The organism is Variovorax sp. PEI5, from assembly GCF_056679935.1.
In genome coordinates, this window is sequence record NZ_CM155257.1 from 2,037,906 (window position 1) to 2,055,557 (window position 17,652).

General features: G+C 71.0%; 16 protein-coding genes. 13 read left to right on the forward strand and 3 right to left on the reverse strand.

The genetic code is table 11. The features are described 5' to 3' along the window. Window positions 1–11: 11 nt before the first annotated feature. Window positions 12–1,301 (reverse strand): MFS transporter, encoded by a 1,290-nt coding sequence (locus AC1MLT_RS09370; protein WP_481032024.1) that lies wholly within the window; start codon window positions 1,299–1,301, stop codon window positions 12–14. Between the two features lie 266 nt (window positions 1,302–1,567). On the opposite strand from AC1MLT_RS09370, the gene AC1MLT_RS09375 reads away from it, so the two are divergent. Continuing rightward, the gene (locus tag AC1MLT_RS09375) at window positions 1,568–2,638 is read left to right on the forward strand and encodes an NAD(P)-dependent alcohol dehydrogenase (RefSeq protein WP_481032025.1); all 1,071 of its coding nucleotides are present in this window, start codon (window positions 1,568–1,570) and stop codon (window positions 2,636–2,638) included. A gap of 12 nt (window positions 2,639–2,650) precedes the next feature. Here AC1MLT_RS09375 and AC1MLT_RS09380 read toward each other — a convergent pair whose 3' ends face one another. Further along, window positions 2,651–3,385 (reverse strand): maleate cis-trans isomerase family protein, encoded by a 735-nt coding sequence (locus AC1MLT_RS09380; RefSeq protein ID WP_481032026.1) that lies wholly within the window; start codon window positions 3,383–3,385, stop codon window positions 2,651–2,653. A gap of 150 nt (window positions 3,386–3,535) precedes the next feature. On the opposite strand from AC1MLT_RS09380, the gene AC1MLT_RS09385 reads away from it, so the two are divergent. After that, complete coding sequence (locus AC1MLT_RS09385; protein WP_481032027.1) at window positions 3,536–4,294, forward strand: GntR family transcriptional regulator; 759 nt, start codon at window positions 3,536–3,538, stop codon at window positions 4,292–4,294. Between the two features lie 18 nt (window positions 4,295–4,312). Here the strand turns inward: AC1MLT_RS09385 and AC1MLT_RS09390 are convergent, their stop codons facing one another. Then, on the reverse strand, window positions 4,313–5,752 hold the full coding sequence (locus AC1MLT_RS09390) for an amidase (protein ID WP_481032028.1): 1,440 nt from the start codon (window positions 5,750–5,752) through the stop codon (window positions 4,313–4,315). Between the two features lie 242 nt (window positions 5,753–5,994). Between AC1MLT_RS09390 and AC1MLT_RS09395 the strand changes: the two genes are divergently transcribed. The 11 genes from AC1MLT_RS09395 to hydA all read left to right on the forward strand — a co-directional run bounded on the left by AC1MLT_RS09395 (window position 5,995) and on the right by hydA (window position 17,652). Beyond that, on the forward strand, window positions 5,995–7,080 hold the full coding sequence (locus AC1MLT_RS09395; protein WP_481032029.1) for an ABC transporter ATP-binding protein: 1,086 nt from the start codon (window positions 5,995–5,997) through the stop codon (window positions 7,078–7,080). A gap of 105 nt (window positions 7,081–7,185) precedes the next feature. Beyond that, a complete protein-coding gene (locus tag AC1MLT_RS09400; RefSeq protein ID WP_481032030.1) occupies window positions 7,186–8,229 on the forward strand; it encodes an ABC transporter substrate-binding protein in 1,044 nt (347 codons plus the stop codon). Window positions 8,230–8,248: 19 nt separating this feature from the next. Beyond that, window positions 8,249–9,115 carry an ABC transporter permease gene (locus AC1MLT_RS09405; protein ID WP_481032031.1) on the forward strand — a complete coding sequence of 289 codons (867 nt, stop codon included), beginning with the start codon at window positions 8,249–8,251 and terminating at the stop codon, window positions 9,113–9,115. A gap of 132 nt (window positions 9,116–9,247) precedes the next feature. Continuing rightward, window positions 9,248–10,063 (forward strand): ABC transporter permease, encoded by an 816-nt coding sequence (locus AC1MLT_RS09410; protein WP_481032032.1) that lies wholly within the window; start codon window positions 9,248–9,250, stop codon window positions 10,061–10,063. Next, window positions 10,060–11,478 (forward strand): amidohydrolase family protein, encoded by a 1,419-nt coding sequence (locus tag AC1MLT_RS09415; protein WP_481032033.1) that lies wholly within the window; start codon window positions 10,060–10,062, stop codon window positions 11,476–11,478. Before AC1MLT_RS09410 ends, AC1MLT_RS09415 begins: the two co-directional genes overlap by 4 nt. A 188-nt stretch (window positions 11,479–11,666) precedes the next feature. After that, the gene (locus AC1MLT_RS09420; RefSeq protein ID WP_481032034.1) at window positions 11,667–12,674 is read left to right on the forward strand and encodes an ABC transporter substrate-binding protein; all 1,008 of its coding nucleotides are present in this window, start codon (window positions 11,667–11,669) and stop codon (window positions 12,672–12,674) included. A 50-nt stretch (window positions 12,675–12,724) separates the two neighbouring features. Beyond that, entirely contained in the window at window positions 12,725–13,549 is an 825-nt protein-coding gene (locus tag AC1MLT_RS09425; protein ID WP_481032035.1) for an ABC transporter permease, read from the forward strand. Between the two features lie 4 nt (window positions 13,550–13,553). Next, window positions 13,554–14,321: an ABC transporter ATP-binding protein gene (locus AC1MLT_RS09430; protein WP_481032036.1), complete on the forward strand. Its 768-nt coding sequence runs from the start codon at window positions 13,554–13,556 to the stop codon at window positions 14,319–14,321. A 5-nt stretch (window positions 14,322–14,326) separates the two neighbouring features. Further along, complete coding sequence (locus tag AC1MLT_RS09435) at window positions 14,327–15,355, forward strand: NAD-dependent epimerase/dehydratase family protein (RefSeq protein ID WP_481032037.1); 1,029 nt, start codon at window positions 14,327–14,329, stop codon at window positions 15,353–15,355. Between the two features lie 6 nt (window positions 15,356–15,361). Continuing rightward, window positions 15,362–16,180, forward strand: coding sequence for an SDR family NAD(P)-dependent oxidoreductase (locus tag AC1MLT_RS09440; RefSeq protein ID WP_481032038.1), 819 nt, complete (start codon window positions 15,362–15,364; stop codon window positions 16,178–16,180). Between the two features lie 56 nt (window positions 16,181–16,236). Continuing rightward, window positions 16,237–17,652, forward strand: a complete 1,416-nt coding sequence (gene hydA, locus AC1MLT_RS09445) for a dihydropyrimidinase (protein WP_481032039.1) — start codon at window positions 16,237–16,239, stop codon at window positions 17,650–17,652.

The following is a 17,652-nucleotide window of genomic DNA, read 5'->3' on the forward strand; positions in this document are numbered from 1 at the left end:
GCCGTCGCCGCTCAGGCCGTCCGGGCCACGCGCGCGACGCGGTCGCTCAGGAACAGCAGGCCCGCCGCCAATGCCAGCGTGCCGCCCATCAGGCAGACGCCGCTCCAGCCGTGGAAGGCATAGACCGCCGCCGAGACGCCGGAGGCGACGGCCGCGCACAGGAAGATGAAGGTCATGAACAGGCCGTTGAGTCGTCCGCGCAGTTCCGGCGCCAGCACATAGAGGCTGCGCAGGTTGAGCACCTGGCACAGCTGCACCGCGCCGTCGAGCAGGATGCCGGCGAAGACCAGCCCGGCGAGCGAATGGAAATGCACCGACACCGCGCCGATGACGAAGGACAGCAGGGCCGCGCCGATGGCCGCGCCGGTGGCCGGCCGCGTCAGTCCGCGATCGGCCAGCCGCCCGGCCCAGGGCGCCGCCAGCGCGCCGGCGGCGCCAGCCAGCGCGAACAGCGCGATGCCGCCCTGCCCCATGCCGAACTCGTGCACCAGCAGCAGCGGCACGGCGGTCCAGAAGGCCTGGAAACCGGCGAACAGCATGCCCTGGTAGAAGCCCCGGCGCTGCAGCACCGGCGTGCGCCAGACGATGCCGGGCAGCGACGCCATGGTGCGCGCATAGCCGATGGAGCCGTGCGGCACGCGCTGCGGCAGGGCCCGCCAGAGCACCGCGATCAGCCCCACCATCAGCAGCGCCGAGATGGCGAACACCGCGCGCCAGCCGAAGGCCGATGCCACCAGGCTGGAGAAGGGACGCGCCAGCATGATGCCGGCGATGAGCCCGGCCATGATGTTGCCCACCACCCGGCCCCGGCTGGCCTCCGGCGCCAGATGCGATGCCAGGGGCACCAGCACCTGCGCCGCCACCGCGCACAGGCCGACCACGAACGACGCCGCCAGGAAGGTGGCGGCCGAGTTCGACAGCGCCACGGCCACCAGGCCCAGCACCGCGCCGGCCATCGCCAGCAGGATCAGGCGGCGGTTCTCGACCACGTCGGCCAGCGGCACCAGCAGCAGCAGGCCGGTGCCGTAGCCCAGCTGCGTGAGCGTGACGACCAGGCCCGCCAGCCCGGCATGCAGCCGCAGCGTCTCGGCGATCGGGCCGACCAATGGCTGCGCGAAGTACAGGTTGGCCACGCACAGGCCGCAGGCGATGGCGAACAGCCAGGTCAGGCGCGGCGAGAGACCGGCGGCGGTCGATGCGGTGGCGGTGGCGGTGGCGGCATCGGCCTGGGTGGCCTGGGTGGCGCGCGCGGCGCGCGCGGCGCGCGCGGCGCTCGGGACGGGGGGGTCGGGAAGGGGCACGGGGGACTCGGTGACGGGATCGCGGACCGGGGACGATCCGGGCGGCGGCGACCTTAGCACGCAGCCCGTTCCCGCGCGCACGCGGGGTCGTCGGGGGCGTTGCCGGCCGACAGACGCGCATCGCAGAAGCGGCGTAAGGTCGTGGATCCGCGCCGACCCCCCGCCTGGTGCCCCGATGCCCGGCACCCGCCACCCGGTCGCGCCCTCCGCCTCATGCGCGCCCTCCGCGGGCGCGCCTTCATCCACGCTTTTCGAGGATTCCCGCCATGACCCGACTCACGCACGCCTACGCGGCCCGCTCCGCCACCACGCCGCTGGCACCCTTCACCTTCGAGCGCCGCGACCCGGCCGCGCGCGATGTCGCCATCGACATCCTGCATTGCGGCGTCTGCCATTCCGACCTGCACACCGCGCGCAGTGAATGGGGCCCGGCCACCTACCCCTGCGTGCCCGGCCACGAGATCGTCGGCCGCGTCACCGCCATCGGCGACGGCGTCTCGAAGTTCGCCGTCGGCGACATCGTCGGCGTGGGCTGCATGGTCGACAGCTGCCAGCACTGCCAGCCCTGCGCCGACGGCCTGGAGCAGTACTGCGACAACGGCTTCACCGGCACCTACGACAGCCCCGAGCAGGTCTCGCGCGCCATCACGCTGGGCGGCTATTCCGACCACATCGTGGTGCACGAGAAGTTCGTGCTGAAGGTCAACCACGACGAGGCCGACCTGGCCGCCGTCGCGCCGCTGCTGTGCGCGGGCATCACCACCTACTCGCCCCTGCGCCAGTGGAAGGTCGGTCCGGGCATGAAGGTCGGCATCGTCGGCCTGGGCGGCCTGGGCCACATGGGCGTGAAGATCGCCGCCGCGATGGGCGCGCACGTGGTGCTGTTCACCACCTCGCCCGACAAGCGGGAGGATGCCTTGCGCCTGGGTGCCAGGGAGGTCGTGGTGTCGAGGAACGCCGACGAGATGGCCGCCCACGGCAACAGCTTCGACTTCATCCTCAACACCGTCGCCGCCGCCCACGACCTCGACCCGTTCCTGGCGCTGCTCAAGCTCGACGGCACCATGACGCTGGTCGGCGCGCCGGCCACGCCGCATCCCTCGCCCACCGTCTTCAACCTGATCTTCAAGCGCCGCCGCCTGGCCGGCTCGCTCATCGGCGGCATCGCCGAGACGCAGGAGATGCTGGACTTCTGCGCCGAGCACGGCATCGTCTCGGACATCGAACCGATCCGCATGTCGCAGATCAACGAAGCCTACGAGCGCATGCTCAGGAGCGACGTGAAGTACCGCTTCGTGGTCGACATGTCGACCGTCGAGGAAGGCGCGACGGCCTGAGGCGGCGGCGCCTCAGCGCTCGAACAGGCTGCCCCAGCGCGCCAGCTGGCGCGTGTCCACGCCCGCCAGGCGCAGCGACTTCCACACCACCGTGGCGATGGTGTCGTAGACCGGCACCCCGAACTCGGCCTCGAGCCGCGCGGCCATCGGCGCGCCGCGCAGGTTGGTGCAATAGATGGCGATGGCCTCGGGCCGCGTCTCAACGGGGCCGGACATGACATCGCGCGCCATCGCGTGGAGTTCGTCCTCGGTCACCTGCGAGAACGAGAAGTTGTCCTGCAGGCCCAGATGGCGCTCGGTCGAGCAGTCGATGCCCTCGTGCGCGTAGTTGCGCACGATGGCCGCCTGCACGTCGTCGCGGTAGGGCGACACCAGGCCGAGCCGGCGCACGCCGGTGTCGCGCAGGATCTCGTTGAGCGCCAGGATCGAGGTGCAGGCCAGGGCGCCGGTCGTGTGCTCGATGGCCGTGCACAGCGCGCGGTCCGATTCGAAACCCAGCCAGCCGGCGGCGGTGCCGTTCCAGCCGATCACGTGGCAGCGCGCATGCGAGAGCAGTTCGGCCGCCGCGAGGATCTCGCGGTTGTCGAACTGGGCCAGGGCACCGGCCGACAGGGCGATCTCGGTGACCCGGAAGCGCCCGAAATGGGCGCTGACCCCGGGCAGGTCCGCCAGCATGGCGGCGGTGACGGGTTCAAGGATGGTGTTCGACGAGGGAGTGAGCATCCCGAGCAGCTTGCGATCCGGCATCTTGTCCTTTGGAGCATGAAGGAAGCCGGATCAACGCCAGAAGCGTGCCAGCGCCGTCGACATTGGATACGATCCCGATCGTTCCTGTATCCACCCCTTCCGCCTTTTCGGACTCGAACGCGTGCACGACTCTTGCAACCGCCTGGCCCGATGACCTCCTCCAGATCCCGCACCGCCTCGACCCCGCCAGCCACGCCATCGGCGACGCCGGCGCCGCCCGCCACGCGCAGCGGCGCCAGCCGGGCCGACATCCACCAGAGCATCTACGACGCCATCGTCGAGCACCGGCTGCTGCCGGGCACCAAGCTGTCGGAGGAGCGCGTGGCCGAATTGTTCGCGGTCAGCCGCACGCAGGTGCGCGGCGCGCTGCAGCGGCTGGCGGTGGAGCAGCTGGTGACGCTGATCCCCAATCGCGGCGCCTTCGTGACCAAGCCCAGCGCGGAGGAGGCGCACGACGTGCTCGCGGTGCGCCGCACGCTGGAACCGGCCGCCGTCGCGCGGCTGATCGAGCGCATCGCCGCGGGCAAGGCGCCCACGGCGATCCGGCAGCTGCGCGCGCTGGTGCGGCGCGAGCAGCAGGCCCACGCGCGCGGCGAGCGCCGGCAGGCGGTGCGGCTGTCGGGCGACTTCCACGTGCTGCTGGCCGAGCTCTCGGGCAGCAGCATCCTGGCGCGCCTGATGCGCGAGCTGACCCCCCTGACCTGCCTGGCGATCCTGACCTTCGAGGCGCCCACGGCGGTCGCCTGCCCGAACGACGAGCACGCCTGGCTGATCGACGCCATCGAACGCGGCGACACCGATGGCGCCGCCCGCCTGATGACCGAGCACCTGACGCACATCGAGAGCGCGCTGAAGCTCGATGCGCAGGAGGTCGGCGAGGTGGACCTGGCGGAAGTGCTGTTCGGCTGAAGCCGGCGCGCCGCCGCCTCAATCCATCAACGGCGAGGCAGGGCCGGTACCGAGCACCTGCTCCGCGTGCCACGCCAGCCGCAGCACCAGCGCGTCGGCGAAGCGCGGTCCGGCGATCTGCAGGCCCACCGGCAGGCCGCGCCGCCCGGTGCCGCAGGGCAGCGAGATCGCCGGCACGCCGCCATAGTTGAAGATCGGCGTGAAGGCGGCATGGCCGCGCGGGCCGGCCGGCAGACCGCCGATCTCCGCCGGACCCAGGCTGCCCAGCGGCCATGCCTCGACCGGACTCACCGGGCACAGCAGCGCATCGAAGCCCGCGGTGCCGCCCTCGCCTTCGAACAGGCGCGTGAAGCTGGCGTGGAAGTCCTCGCGCAGCTTCATCAGCTCCATCACCCGCGCGCCCGAGATCGCGAAGCCGAGTTCGATCTGGGCGCCGATGTCGGGGTCGAGCCGCTCGGGCGTCTCGCGCCAGACCCGGCCGAAGCGCTGCGCCAGCGCGGCCTGCTGCAGCGCGATCAGCGGGTACTCGGCGGCCCCGGGCGGCCACACCGGGTCGGCCTCCTCGATGCGCCAGCCGGCCCGGCGCAAGGCCTCGACCGCCTGCTCCAGCGTGGCACGCACGTCGGCATCGACCGGCAGACCGCAACCCAGGTGCGGCGACCACGCCAGGCGCAGCGGCCGCAGCGGCGCCTTCAGCGCGGCCAGCGCGTCGGGCGCGGCGAAGGCCGGCGACGACAGCGTGTCGGCCGGCTCCCAGGCGGTGAGCGCGTCCAGCATCAGGGCCACGTCCTCGACGTCGCGGCCGATCTGCCCGATGACCGACAGCAGGTGGTTGGGATCGTCGAAGCCCCACGGGTTGGGCACCCGGCCGAGCGTGGGCTTCATGCCGACCAGCCCGGTGTGCGCGGCCGGGCGGCGCACCGAGCCGCCGGCATCGGTCGCCAGCGCGATCGGACCCAGCCCGGCCGCGACGGCCGCCACGGCGCCGCCGGAGGAGCCACCGGTGGTGCGCTCCAGGTCCCACGGATTGCGCGTCTCGCCATGCAATGGCGTGGCGGTGATGCCCTTGCAGGCGAATTCGGAACAGTTCGTCACCCCCAGCGGCACCGCGCCCAGCGCGCGCAGGCGGGCCACGCACCACGAGTCGCGCGGCGCGACGAAGTCCTCGAACACCTTCGAGCCGAAGGTGGCGCGCCGGCCGCCCAGCCACAGGTTGTCCTTGACGGTGAAGGGCACGCCGGCGAGCGGCAGGTGCTCGCCGGCGGCCAGCCGCGCATCCACCGCGCGGGCGGCGGCCAGCGGCACGGCGGGATCGAAGTCGGTGAAGGCGTTGAGCCGCGGCTGCAGGCGCTCGACGCGCTCGACCATCCCGCGCGCGATCTCGACGGCGGACAGTTCGCGCTGGTTCACCCGCGCGGCCAGGTGCCGGGCGGTCCAGCGATGCGGTTCAGGAGTCATGGGCGTGGCGTTCCTCGAAAAAGGGGCTCTGGGAGCATTGGAAAAAGGCGGTCGACCGGTTCCGGCCCGATGCGATTGCATGCACCACCGAATCCACTTTGTATCCAATCTGGTGCGGCGGCGCACCGGATTGCGGCATGGACCGGTACGAGGCATCCCCCATGCAAGGACGGTTCCAGGGCGCCGTACCGCAGAAAGATTGGATACAAAAATCTGGCACAGCGATTGCATGGTGGGCCGTCATGGAATCGACCGCCGGACAAAGCCTCACCCTCGACGACATCGTGCACCGCTATGGCGGCTCGGTGGCGGTGGATCACGTCACGCTGGAGGTCGCCGCCGGCGAGCTGGTCGCCCTGCTGGGTCCCAGCGGCTGCGGCAAGACGACCCTGCTGCGCATCATCGCGGGCTTCATCACGCAGACCTCGGGCAAGGTGGTGATCGGCGGGCGCCGCATCGACGAGCTGCCGCCGGCGCGCCGCAACGTCGGCATCGTGTTCCAGAACTACGCCCTGTTCCCGCACATGACGGTGGCCGAGAACGTCGGCTATGGCCTGGCGGCGCGCGGCACCGACCGCGCCGCGGCCGCCAGGCGCACCGCCGACATGCTGGAGATGGTGCAGCTCGGCCACCTCGCCGGGCGCCTGACCAAGCAGCTCTCGGGCGGCCAGCAGCAGCGCGTGGCGCTGGCGCGGGCGCTGGCCATCGAGCCGCGCGTGCTGCTGCTCGACGAGCCCTTCTCGGCCCTGGACAAGAGCCTGCGGCTGGACATGCAGATCGAGATCAAGCGCATCCAGCGCGCCGCCGGCACCACGGCCATCATCGTCACGCACGACCAGGAGGAGGCACTGGGCATGGCCGACCGCGTGGCCGTGCTCAGCCAGGGCCGGCTGGAGCAGTTCGCCGCGCCGTCCCAGGTCTACGACACGCCCGCCACCTATTTCGTCAACCAGTTCGTCGGCACCGCCAACGTGCTGCCCGGCACGCTCGATGCGCTCGCGGCCGATGGCGCCCACGTGCGGCTGGCCGATGGCACCCTGCTGGCCACCCGCGCGCCGGCCGGCCTGGCCGCCGGCAGCCGGGTCGTGGCCTGCGTGCGGCCGGAGAACCTGCGCCTGTGCGAGGCGCCGCAGGGCGCGCTCGAGGGCACGGTCGAGCTGGGCATGCCGCTGGGCGCCACCATCGTCCACGAGATCCGCACGCGCGATGGCGCGCGGCTCAAGCTGTCGGAGCCGCGCGCGCCGGGCACCGTGCCGCGCGAGCCCGGCACGCGGGTCTGGGTGCGGCCGGCCAGCGCCTCGAGCGTGACGGTGTTCGCGGCGCCCTGAGGCCAAGTCCGCGCCATCGCCACCCTGTCCGCTCCCTCTTCAGTCTTGCGTCTTCCGTCTTCTGTTTCCTTCTTCGTTCCCCCACCTTTTTCACGAGGTCCATCCATGCAACTCTCCCGTCGTCAACTGCTCGGCAGCGCGCTCACCCTGGGCGCCATGGAGCTGTTTCCCGGCATCAGCCACGCGCAGGCGCGCAAGCTGGTGTTCGCCACCTTCACCGGCAGCTGGGAGGAAGCCCATCGCGCGGTGCTGGTGCCGGCCTTCAAGAAGGAGACCGGCCAGGACGTGCTGCTCGACGCCATGCTCTCGGTCGACCAGATCGCCAAGGTCTCGGCCGCGCGCGCCAACCCGCCGATCGACGTCATGCTGCACGATCCGGGTCCGGCCCTCACCGCCATCCGCCAGGACCTGGTCGAGCCCTTCCCGGTGGCCACCAGCAAGCACTACAAGGACCTGATCCCCGAGGCGCAGGACCCGATGGGCCCGTCGATGTTCTTCCAGGTCGTGGGCCTCACCTACAACCCGGAGAAGGTCAAGACCCCGCCGACCTCCTGGGCCGACCTGTGGAAGCCCGAGTACAAGGGCCGCGTCGGCATCACCAACCTCAACTCGACCCTGGGCACCGGCTTCCTGGTGGAGATCGCGCGCATGCACGGCGGCAACGAGGGCAACGTCGAGGAAGGCTTCAAGGCCATCGACAGGCTCAAGCCCAACCTGGCGGCCGTGGCGGCCAATCCCGGCGCGCTGGCCGCGCTGTTCCAGCAGGGCCAGATCGACATCAGCCCGGGCAACTTCAACGCCATCCAGATCCTGAAGGCGCGCGGCGTGCCGGTGGAATTCGTGGCGCCCAAGGAAGGCGCCATCGCCTTCAAGACCAGCATCCACATCGTCAAGAACTCGCCCAACAAGGCCCTGGCCGCGCAGCTCATCGACGTCGCGCTGTCGCCCGAGGTGCAGGCCAAGCTGATGCAGGCACCCTACCTGGTGGTGCCGACCAACGCCAAGGTGAAGATGGAGGGCGAGATCGCCCGCGTGCTGGCCAAGGACACGGCCGACATGAAGAAGAAGTTCGTCTTCCAGGACTGGAAGAAGATCAACGAGAACCGCTCGGCCTGGATCGACCGCTTCAACAAAGAGATCAAGGTCTGATCGGAACGGATCGCATCCCATGAGCACCGCCGCCATCAAGGGGCCGCCCGTCACGGGCTACAGCCTGGCCTTCGCGTCGCCCCTGGGGGCGTTCTTCGTGCTGTTCTTCCTGGCGCCGCTGCTGCTGCTGATCGTCATCAGCTTCTACGCCACGCCGGACCTGACGTCCTTCGGACTCGACCAGTACGCCAAGATCGCCGGCGACGGCTTCACGCTGCCGGTGCTGCTCGACACGCTGTGGCTGGGCGTGCAGACCACCCTGCTGTGCCTGCTGCTGGGCTACGCGCTGGCCTGGAGCTATGTGCGCAGCCCGGCGGCGCTGCAGAAGGTGCTGATGCTCATCATCATCCTGCCGCTGCTCACCAGCGTGGTGGTGCGCACCTTCGCCTGGGTCGTGATCCTCGGCCGCCAGGGCATCGTGAACTCGGTGCTCGCGGAGTTCGGCTGGATCGAGTCGCCGCTCAAGCTGCTCTACACGCGCGGCGGCCTGATCGTCGCGCTGGCCAACGTGCAGCTGCCCCTGATGGCGCTGCCGCTCATCACGGCGCTGCAGAAACTCGACCCCAACCTCGAGGACGCCTCCGCCGCCCTGGGCGCCAGCGCGCTGCGCACCTTCTGGCGCATCACGCTGCCGCTGACCCTGCCGGGCATCCTGGCGGGCTGCCTGCTGACCTTCGCGGCCAGCATCACGGCCTTCATCTCGCAGTCGCTCATCGGCGGCGGCCAGATGCTGTTCATGCCGATGTACATCTACCAGCAGGCCTCGTCGCTGCAGAACTGGCCCTTCGCGGCCGCCATCTCGCTGGTCTTCCTGGTCGCGGTGATGGCCTGCGTCACGCTCTTCAACTACCTCGGCCGGCTCAGCCGCGGCCATGTAGCAGCCTGAAATGAAATACACCCCCAGTCTTCGCGCACTGCGTGTCGCTACGCCAACCCCCTTGCAGGGGGCAACACCGGCGGCCCGGCGGAGCCGGTTCCGCGGTGTTTCCCGCCCTGGCCGCGTCCTGGCGAACCGATCATGAGCGCAGGACGCAGACACGAACCCTCCAGCATCGCGCTGACCGCCGTGCTGGGCACCATCGCCACGCTCGCCACCTTGCTGCTGCTCGCGCCCACGGTCGTGGTGATCGTGCTGTCGTTCACCAACGGCTTCTCGCTGAAGTTCCCGCCACCGGGCTACTCGCTGCGCTGGTACGAATCCCTGCCCGATGCCTTCCAGCTGCAGTACGCCGCGCTCAACAGCCTGAAGGTCGCCAGCGCGGCCACGCTGATCGCCGTGGTGCTGGGGGTGGCCGCCGCGATGGCCATCGCCCGCTCGGAGCGCGCCATGGCGCGCGTGCTCGACTCCTTCTTCATGTCGCCCTTGATCCTGCCGGCACTGGCCTTCGGCCTGGCCTCGCTGATCTACTTCTCGCGCATCGGCATCGAGCTGTCGCTCGCCACCTTGGTGGTCGGCCACACGGTCGTCGGCGTGCCCTATGTCATCCGCACCACCGTGGCGGCGCTCTCGCAGATGCCGCCGGCCCTGCTGGAGAGCTCGGCCAGCCTGGGCGCCGACCGCCTCTACACCTTCCGCCGCGTCACGCTGCCGCTGATCGCGCCGGGCATCGCGGCCGGAGCCTTCATCTGCTTCATGTCCTCGTTCGACAACGTGCCGGTGTCGCTGTTCCTGCGCGACGCCTCCACCGACATGCTGCCCATCCGCATGTGGCAGGACCTCGAGGGCCGGCTCGACGTCAGCATCGCCGCCGTCTCCAGCCTGATGGTGCTCGTCACCCTGGTGCTGATGATCGTCATGGAACGCCTGACCGGCATCAGCAAGCGCATCCGATGAACGCGCCGACCGCCACGTCCACGTCCACGTCCACGCCCATGAAGACGCCCGACCCCGCCGATGCCACGCCGCGCCACCACGACTTCGACCTGCTCCTGCTGGAGGCCATCGCGCTGACCGCCGACCCGCGCCGGCCCGAGCTGCGCGACTGCGCCATCGGCATCCGGGACGGCCGCATCGCCTGGCTCGACCGCGCGCCGCCCGAACGCTTCACGGCCGCGCGCACATTGCGCCTGCCGGGCCATTTCGTCACGCCCGGCTTCGTCAACCCGCACACCCACGGCGTGCTGACCATGGTGCGCGGCGTGGCGGCCGACCTCGGCTTCGCGCCCTCCTACACCCCCGGCATCCCCAAGGGCACCGCCGTCACGCCGGCGCAGGCCCGCGCGCTGGCCCGGCTGGGCGCGCTGGAGGCGCTGCTGTTCGGCTCGACCGTCATCGGCGACAACTTCGTGCATGCCGACATCGGCACCGAGGCGATGGTCGAGCTCGGCGCGCGGCTGTGCCCGAGCTGGCGCATCCACGACGTCGACTTCGCGCGCGTGGCGCATGGCGACTGGCACCACGACGCCGCCATCGGCCGCCGCACGCTCGATGCCGGCCTGGCGCTGCGCGAGCGCTGGGCCGGCCACCCGCGCGTGCGCGTGAACCTGGCCGCCCACGCGGTCGACACCTGCTCGAACGACTTCCTGCGCGAGATCGCCGCCGCCGCCCAAGCGCACGACATGGTGGTCAGCACCCACCTCGGCCAGAGCCGGACCGAGGTCGAGCGCGTGAAGGAACGCACCGGCCGCAGCTCGACCGAGGTGCTGGAGGAGACCGGCCTGCTCAACCACCGGCTGATGGGCGGCCACTGCATCTATGTCAGCCAGGGCGATGTCGAACGCATGGCGAAGGCCGGCGCGCATGCCGTGCACATCCCCAAGTGCAACGCCACCTCCGGCCGCCTCGCGCCGACGCCGATGCTGCAGCGCGCGGGCGTCAACATCGCGCTGGCGACCGACACCCAGCATGGCGACATGGTCGAGCTGATGCGCTGGGCGCTGATCACCGCGCGCGTGCAGGAGGGCGGCGTCGACGCGCAATGGCAGCCGCACCACGTCTTCCACATGGCGACCATGGGCGGCGCGCGGGCGCTCGGCCTGGACGACGAGATCGGCAGCATCGAGGTCGGCAAGGCGGCCGACCTGGTGGTCTTCGACGCCAACCGGCCGCACCTGCGCCCGCATGTCAATCCGCTGGGCAACCTGGTGCACACCGGCCAGGGCCGCGACGTGCGCCTGGTGATGGTGGCCGGCGACATCCTGGTCGAGGACGGCCGGCCGACGAAGGTCGACATGGACGCCGTCTGCGCCGAGGCCGAATCGGCCGCGCGCGAACTCTGGGGCGCCGAGGGCAAGGCCTACTGGGCCTGAGCCCCGCCCTTGGTGCGCCATGCACCATCGATGGTCGTTTTGTATCCAATTTGGCGATCTCCAATCTGGCGGATTCCATCGTTTCCCTGGGAAAGATCGAATCCTGATTGGATACAGTTTTTGGCACGGCACTTGCAAGACCCGGTGGAGGCGGCACCCCGTCGTCCATCCAACCTTCCGGGGAATCCATGTTCAGACTCATCGCCCAATTCGTGCTGGCCGCCGCCGCCGTGCTGCCGCTGGCCGGCCCGGCCCAGGCCCAGGCCGTGCCCGAGATCAAGCTCGGCTATGCCAAGTGCGCGCACTGCACGCCGCTGTCGCTCACGCCGCAGAACGCCGCCAACGTCAAGCTCGAGGCCATCGGCTTCAACACCGGTAACGACGTGCTCACCGCCCTGCTCTCCAAGAGCATCGATGTCGCCCAGGTCACCTATCTGCACTACGCCACCGCGCTCGACAAGGGCTTCGACGTCGTCGCCATCTCCGGCCAGGTCAACGGCGGCTCGCAGATCCTGGTGGGCAACGACCTGCCCATCAAGGAGAACGACTGGGCCAGCCTGAAGAAGGTCATCGCCGACTACAAGGCCGCCGGCAAGCCGTTCCGCGTCGCCGCCTCGCGTGGCAACGCCCAGGACATCCACATGCGCGGCGCCTTCGCCAAGCAGGGCATCGACGTCAACAAGGACGTGCAGTTCATCAACATCCCCAATCCGTCGGACCACGTGCAGGCCCTGCGTCGCGGCGAGATCGAGCTGATCTGCTCGGTCGACCCCTTCGCGACCCAGATCCGCCAGCTCAACGCCGCCAAGTTCTTCGCCTATCCCTACGACCAGGCCGCCGGCAAGCTGACCAACCTCATCGTCACGCGCTCCGATGTCATCGCGGGCAAGTCCAAGGGCGTCGAGGAGACGGTGCGCGCGATCGTCAAGGTCAACGACCTGATGACCGCCGACAAGGGCCTGTTCGTCGACACCATCCAGAAGGTCACCGGCCTGGACAAGGCCATCGCCGCCGGCGCGGTCGAGAACCTCTATCCCGACTACCGCATGTACCGCGCCCCGGCCGTGGCCATCGGCGCCATGATGCGCGACCTCAAGTACATCGGCTCCGATGTCTCCGGCGCGGTCGAGAAGAACATGGACTACCGCTTCCTCGAAGCGGCCACGGGCAAGCCGAAGTCGGCGCTGGGCTACTGAGCCCGCGCGACGCCCCCCGAACCCGCCCCTCCCACCCCCCGGACATCGCCATGGCCCGCCGCTCGCCGCTCGCCCGCTTCTACCTCCGCATCGAGCGCGCCATCGTGCCGGTGCTGCTCCTGGTCGGCTGGGAGCTGTTCTCCCGCTCCGGCATCCTGCCGCGCGCGCTGCTGCCGGCGCCCTCGCAGGTGCTCACGGCCTGGGCCGACTGGGTCTTCGCGACCGATGGCAACACCCAGAGCTACAGCGGCCACTGGCTGATGGACACCGCCGCCAGCGCCAGCCGCGTGTTCTCCGGCTTCGCGCTGGCCACCGTGCTGGGCGTGGGCATCGGCATGGCGATCGGCTGGTCGCGCACCGTCGAGAAGCTGATCGAGCCGGTGCTGCAGGTGCTGCGGCCGGTGCCGCCGGTGTCGTGGATCCCGCTGGCCATCATCTGGTTCGGCATCGCCGACAAGCCGGCCATCTTCCTGGTCTTCCTGGGCTCGTTCTTCCCGGTCCTGCTGAGCACCATCCATGGCGTGAAGACGGTCGACCGCAACCTGCTGCGCGCCGGCGCCATGACCGGCGGCACGCCGCACAAGCTGCTGCGCCACATCGTCTTCCCGGCCGCGCTGCCGAGCATCTTCTCGGGCCTGCGCATCGCCATCGGCTCGGCCTGGATGCTGACCGTCACGGCGGAGATGGTGGCCGTCAAGAGCGGCGTCGGCTACGTGCTGTGGGACTCCTACTACTTCCTGCGCTACGACCTGGTGATCGCGGCCATGGCCAGCATCGGCCTGCTCGGCTTCCTCAGCGACTTCGCCATCAAGCGCGTCGCCGCCCACGTGCTGCGCTGGCAGCGCGGCTCCACTTTGCAAGCGAAGGAAGGCTGACGCCATGACGCTCATCACCATCGATCACGTCTCGCGCCTGTTCGAGGACCCCAAGCGCGGCACGCCCGTGAAGGCGCTCGACGACATCAGCCTGAATGTCGGGCGCAACGAGTTCCTGTGCCTGCTGGGTCCCAGCGGCTGCGGCAAGTCGACCCTGCTCAACATGATCGCGGGCTTCGACCATCCCACCAGCGGCACCGTGTCGGTGGGCGGGCAGGTCGTCAGCGAGCCGGGCTCGGATCGCGGCTTCGTGTTCCAGCAGCCGACCCTGATGCCGTGGCTGACGGTGTGGGAGAACGTGGCCTTCCACCTGACCATGCGCGGCATGGACCGGCGCGAGCGCCGCGAGCACGCCCAGCGCTTCATCGACATGGTGCGCCTGACCGGCTTCGAGAACCACTTCCCCAGCGAGCTCTCCGGCGGCATGAACCAGCGCGTGGGCATCGCACGCGCGTTGCTGATGAACCCCGAGGTGATCCTGATGGACGAGCCCTTCGGCGCGCTCGACGAGCAGACCAAGATGGAGATGCACGCCGAGCTGGTGCGCATCTGGCGCGAGAGCCAGGCGACCATCGTCTTCGTGACCCACGGCATCGACGAGTCGCTGGCGCTGGGCACGCACGTGGCCGTGATGTCGGCGCGCCCGGGCCGCATCCGCGAGCTGCTGCCGATCGACCTGGAGCGCCCGCGCGACGCCACCAGCCCGCGCTTCAACGACTACAAGCGCCACATCCTGCAGCTGCTGCGGCCCGAGGCGGCCGTCGCCGCCTGAGCGCGATGACGACGCGCGCCGCCACCGCCGCCACCGTCCTGATCACCGGCGCCAGCGGCTTCGTCGGCCTGGCGCTGGCGGAGCACCTGCTGGCGCGCGGCGACCACGTGGTCGGCTACGACCTGGCGCCGCCGCCGGCCATCGCGCTGCGCGCCTTCGCGGCCCTGCCGGGTCGCTTCGAGGCCGTCCGGGGCGACGTCCGCGACGCGGCGGCGATCGGCCGGGCGCTGCGCGACCACGCGGTCGACCGCGCCGTGCTGCTGGCCGCCCTCACCGCCGATGCCGCGCGCGAACGGGCGACGCCGCAGGCGATCTTCGAGGTCAATGTCGGTGGCGTGCTGGCGGCGCTGGATGCCGCCGCGTCGGCCGGCGTCGCCCGCGTGGTGCTGGGCAGCTCCGGCGCGGTCTATGGCGCCAGCGGCTACGCCACGACGACGCCGCTCGACGAGCTCGACACGCCCCTGCGGCCCGAGGGCCTCTACGGCATCTCCAAGCAGGCCGCCGAGGCCGCCGCCGCGCGGCTGGCGATGCTGCACGGCATCGACCTGCGCATCGGCCGGCTCGGCACCTGCTTCGGCCCGTGGGAAGCCGCCACCGGCGCGCGCGACACCCTGAGCGCGCCCTGGCAGGTGCTGCATCACGCGCGCCAGGGCCGGGCGGTGCGGCTGCCGCGCGACAGCCGGCGCGACTGGCTCTATGTGCGCGATGCCGCCACGGCGCTGGCCGCGCTGCTGGACGCTCCCGCCCTGCCGACGCCGGTGCACCACCTGTCGGCGGGCTTCGAATGGTCGCTCGGCCAATGGTGCGATCGCGTGGCCGACTGGTATCCGGGCTTCGAGTGGCGCATCGACGGGGCCTCCGGCGACGCGGGCGCAGCGACCGATGACGCCGTCCTCGTCGACTGCTATGGACCGCGCGACCGCGCATCGCTGTCGATCCGGCGCCTGTGCGCCGACACCGGCTTCGTCCCGCGTTTCGACCTGCCCCGGGCCGCGGCCGATTTCCATGCCTGGCTGGCGGCGACCGCTGCCTGAGCGACCATGACCGACCTGACCCCCCCGCCCCTCGACCCCGCCGCCCGCCGCATGCGGGACCGCGTCTGCATCGTCACCGGCGCCGCCTCGGGCATCGGCCGCGCCATCGCCCGGCTGCTCGCGCGCCATGGCGCGATGGTGGTCGTGGCCGACCTCGGCGTCGCCGTCATCGAGGGCGGCGCGCCGACCGCCGAGGTGATCGCGGCCGAGGGCGGCCGGGCCGAATTCGTGCGCACCGACGTGGCCGACGGCGCGCAGGTCGAGGCCTTGGTCGCCCACACCGTCGAGCGCCACGGCCGGCTCGACGTGCTGGTCAACAACGCCTGCATCCGCCATGCCCGGCCGCTGCTCGAGCTCGACGAGGCCGACTGGCAACGCGTGCTCGACGTCAATCTCGGCGGCGTCTTCCGCTGCTGCCGTGCGGCGGTGCGGCGGATGGTCGCGCAGATGCCCATGGCGCCCGACGGCGAGGTGCGCGGGCGCATCGTCAACCTGTCGTCGCAGCACGGCATCATCGCCGCGCCCGGCGACCTCGCCTATGGCACCAGCAAGGCCGGCATTGCCTACCTGACGCGCCAGGTGGCGGCCGACTACGCCGCGCAGGGCATCGTCTGCAACGCGGTCGCGCCCGGCAAGATCCAGACCGGCGCCGGCGGCCGCGCCGTCGATCCCGACGTGCTGGCGCGCGCACACCGCCGCACGCCCTGGCCGCGCCTGGGCCACCCCGACGACGTCGCGCGGGCCGTGCTGTTCCTGGCCAGCGACGAGGCCACCTTCCTGACCGGCGCCGAGCTGCTGGTCGATGGCGGCTGGATCGCCGCCTGAGACGCGCCACGCATCCGCCGTCCCCCGTTCCCCCACGCCACCCCCACGAGACACCCATGACCGACTTCGACCTCGTCGTGCGCAACGCGCGCGTCGTCACCGCTTCCGACACCTTCGACTGCGACATCGGCATCGTCGCCGGCCGCATCGCGCAGCTGGGCCGCGGGCTCGGCCCCGGCGCGCGCGAGATCGACGCCGCCGGGCGCACCGTGACGCCCGGCGGCGTCGATGCCCACTGCCACCTGGACCAGCCGATGCCGCCGCCGACGCGCAATGCCGACGACTTCGACAGCGGCACGCGCTCGGCGGCCTGCGGCGGCACCACCACCGTGATCCCGTTCGCCGCGCAGCACAAGGGCCAGTCGCTGCGCGCGGCGGTCGAGGACTATCGCGCGCGCGCGGCCGGCAAGGCGCATGTCGACTACGCCTTCCACCTGATCGTGAGCGACCCGACGCCCGCGGTGCTCAACGACGAGCTGCCCGCGCTCATCGCCGAGGGCTTCACCTCGTTCAAGATCTACATGACCTACGACGACATGAAGCTCGACGACGGCCAGATCCTGGACGTGCTCGACGTCGCGCGCCGCCATGGCGCGATGGCCATGCTGCATGCCGAGAACTCCGACTGCATCGAGTGGCTGACCAAGCGCCTGGAGGCCGCCGGGCGCACCGCGCCGCGCTTCCACGCGCACGCGCGCCCGCTGCTGGTCGAGCGCGAGGCCACGCATCGCGCGATCGCATTGGCCGAGCTGGTGGACGTGCCGATCCTGATCGTCCACGTCTCCGGGCGCGAGGCGGTCGAGCAGATCCGCTGGGCGCGCGCGCATGGCCTCAACGTCTTCGCCGAGACCTGCCCGCAATACCTGTTCCTGACCGCCGAGGACCTGGGGATCGACGACAGCTACAAGGGCGCGCAGTGCGTCTGCAGCCCGCCGCCGCGCGACAAGGCCAACCAGCAGGTGATCTGGGACGGCCTGAACGACGGCCTGTTCTCGGTCTTCTCGTCCGACCACGCGCCCTTCAAGTACGACGCGCCCGAGGGCAAGAAGCCCGGTGGCGAGGAGGTCTCGTTCCGCCACATCCCCAATGGCATCCCGGGCCTGGAGACGCGCATGCCGCTCTTGTGGTCCGAGGGCGTGCTGGCCGGCCGCATGACCGAGAACCGCTTCGTCGAGCTGACCGCCACCGGCCCGGCCAAGGCCTACGGCCTGCATCCGCGCAAGGGCACCATCGCCATCGGCGCCGATGCCGACCTGGTGATCTGGGACGAGCGCGACGTCACGCTGACCAACGCCCTGCTGCACCACGAGGTCGACTACACGCCCTACGAGGGCATGAGGCTCAAGGCCTGGCCCGGCCTCACGTTGAGCCGGGGCGAGGTGGTGTGGGACGGCAGCGAATTCCATCCCCGGCCCGGCCGTGGCGAGCTGCTGGCCTGCGGCCTGCCCACGCTGATGCCGCGCCGGCGCTGA

What these genes read in the sequence shown, in the direction of transcription:
- hydA (WP_481032039.1), top strand. Translation starts at nt 16,237, where the DNA reads ATGACCGACTTCGACCTCGTCGTGCGCAACGCGCGCGTCGTCACCGCT.
- AC1MLT_RS09380 (WP_481032026.1), bottom strand. Translation starts at nt 3,385, where the DNA reads ATGCCGGATCGCAAGCTGCTCGGGATGCTCACTCCCTCGTCGAACACC.
- AC1MLT_RS09440 (WP_481032038.1), top strand. Translation starts at nt 15,362, where the DNA reads ATGACCGACCTGACCCCCCCGCCCCTCGACCCCGCCGCCCGCCGCATG.
- AC1MLT_RS09425 (WP_481032035.1), top strand. Translation starts at nt 12,725, where the DNA reads ATGGCCCGCCGCTCGCCGCTCGCCCGCTTCTACCTCCGCATCGAGCGC.
- AC1MLT_RS09435 (WP_481032037.1), top strand. Translation starts at nt 14,327, where the DNA reads ATGACGACGCGCGCCGCCACCGCCGCCACCGTCCTGATCACCGGCGCC.
- AC1MLT_RS09400 (WP_481032030.1), top strand. Translation starts at nt 7,186, where the DNA reads ATGCAACTCTCCCGTCGTCAACTGCTCGGCAGCGCGCTCACCCTGGGC.
- AC1MLT_RS09430 (WP_481032036.1), top strand. Translation starts at nt 13,554, where the DNA reads ATGACGCTCATCACCATCGATCACGTCTCGCGCCTGTTCGAGGACCCC.
- AC1MLT_RS09410 (WP_481032032.1), top strand. Translation starts at nt 9,248, where the DNA reads ATGAGCGCAGGACGCAGACACGAACCCTCCAGCATCGCGCTGACCGCC.
- AC1MLT_RS09375 (WP_481032025.1), top strand. Translation starts at nt 1,568, where the DNA reads ATGACCCGACTCACGCACGCCTACGCGGCCCGCTCCGCCACCACGCCG.
- AC1MLT_RS09415 (WP_481032033.1), top strand. Translation starts at nt 10,060, where the DNA reads ATGAACGCGCCGACCGCCACGTCCACGTCCACGTCCACGCCCATGAAG.
- AC1MLT_RS09385 (WP_481032027.1), top strand. Translation starts at nt 3,536, where the DNA reads ATGACCTCCTCCAGATCCCGCACCGCCTCGACCCCGCCAGCCACGCCA.
- AC1MLT_RS09420 (WP_481032034.1), top strand. Translation starts at nt 11,667, where the DNA reads ATGTTCAGACTCATCGCCCAATTCGTGCTGGCCGCCGCCGCCGTGCTG.
- AC1MLT_RS09395 (WP_481032029.1), top strand. Translation starts at nt 5,995, where the DNA reads ATGGAATCGACCGCCGGACAAAGCCTCACCCTCGACGACATCGTGCAC.
- AC1MLT_RS09390 (WP_481032028.1), bottom strand. Translation starts at nt 5,752, where the DNA reads ATGACTCCTGAACCGCATCGCTGGACCGCCCGGCACCTGGCCGCGCGG.
- AC1MLT_RS09405 (WP_481032031.1), top strand. Translation starts at nt 8,249, where the DNA reads ATGAGCACCGCCGCCATCAAGGGGCCGCCCGTCACGGGCTACAGCCTG.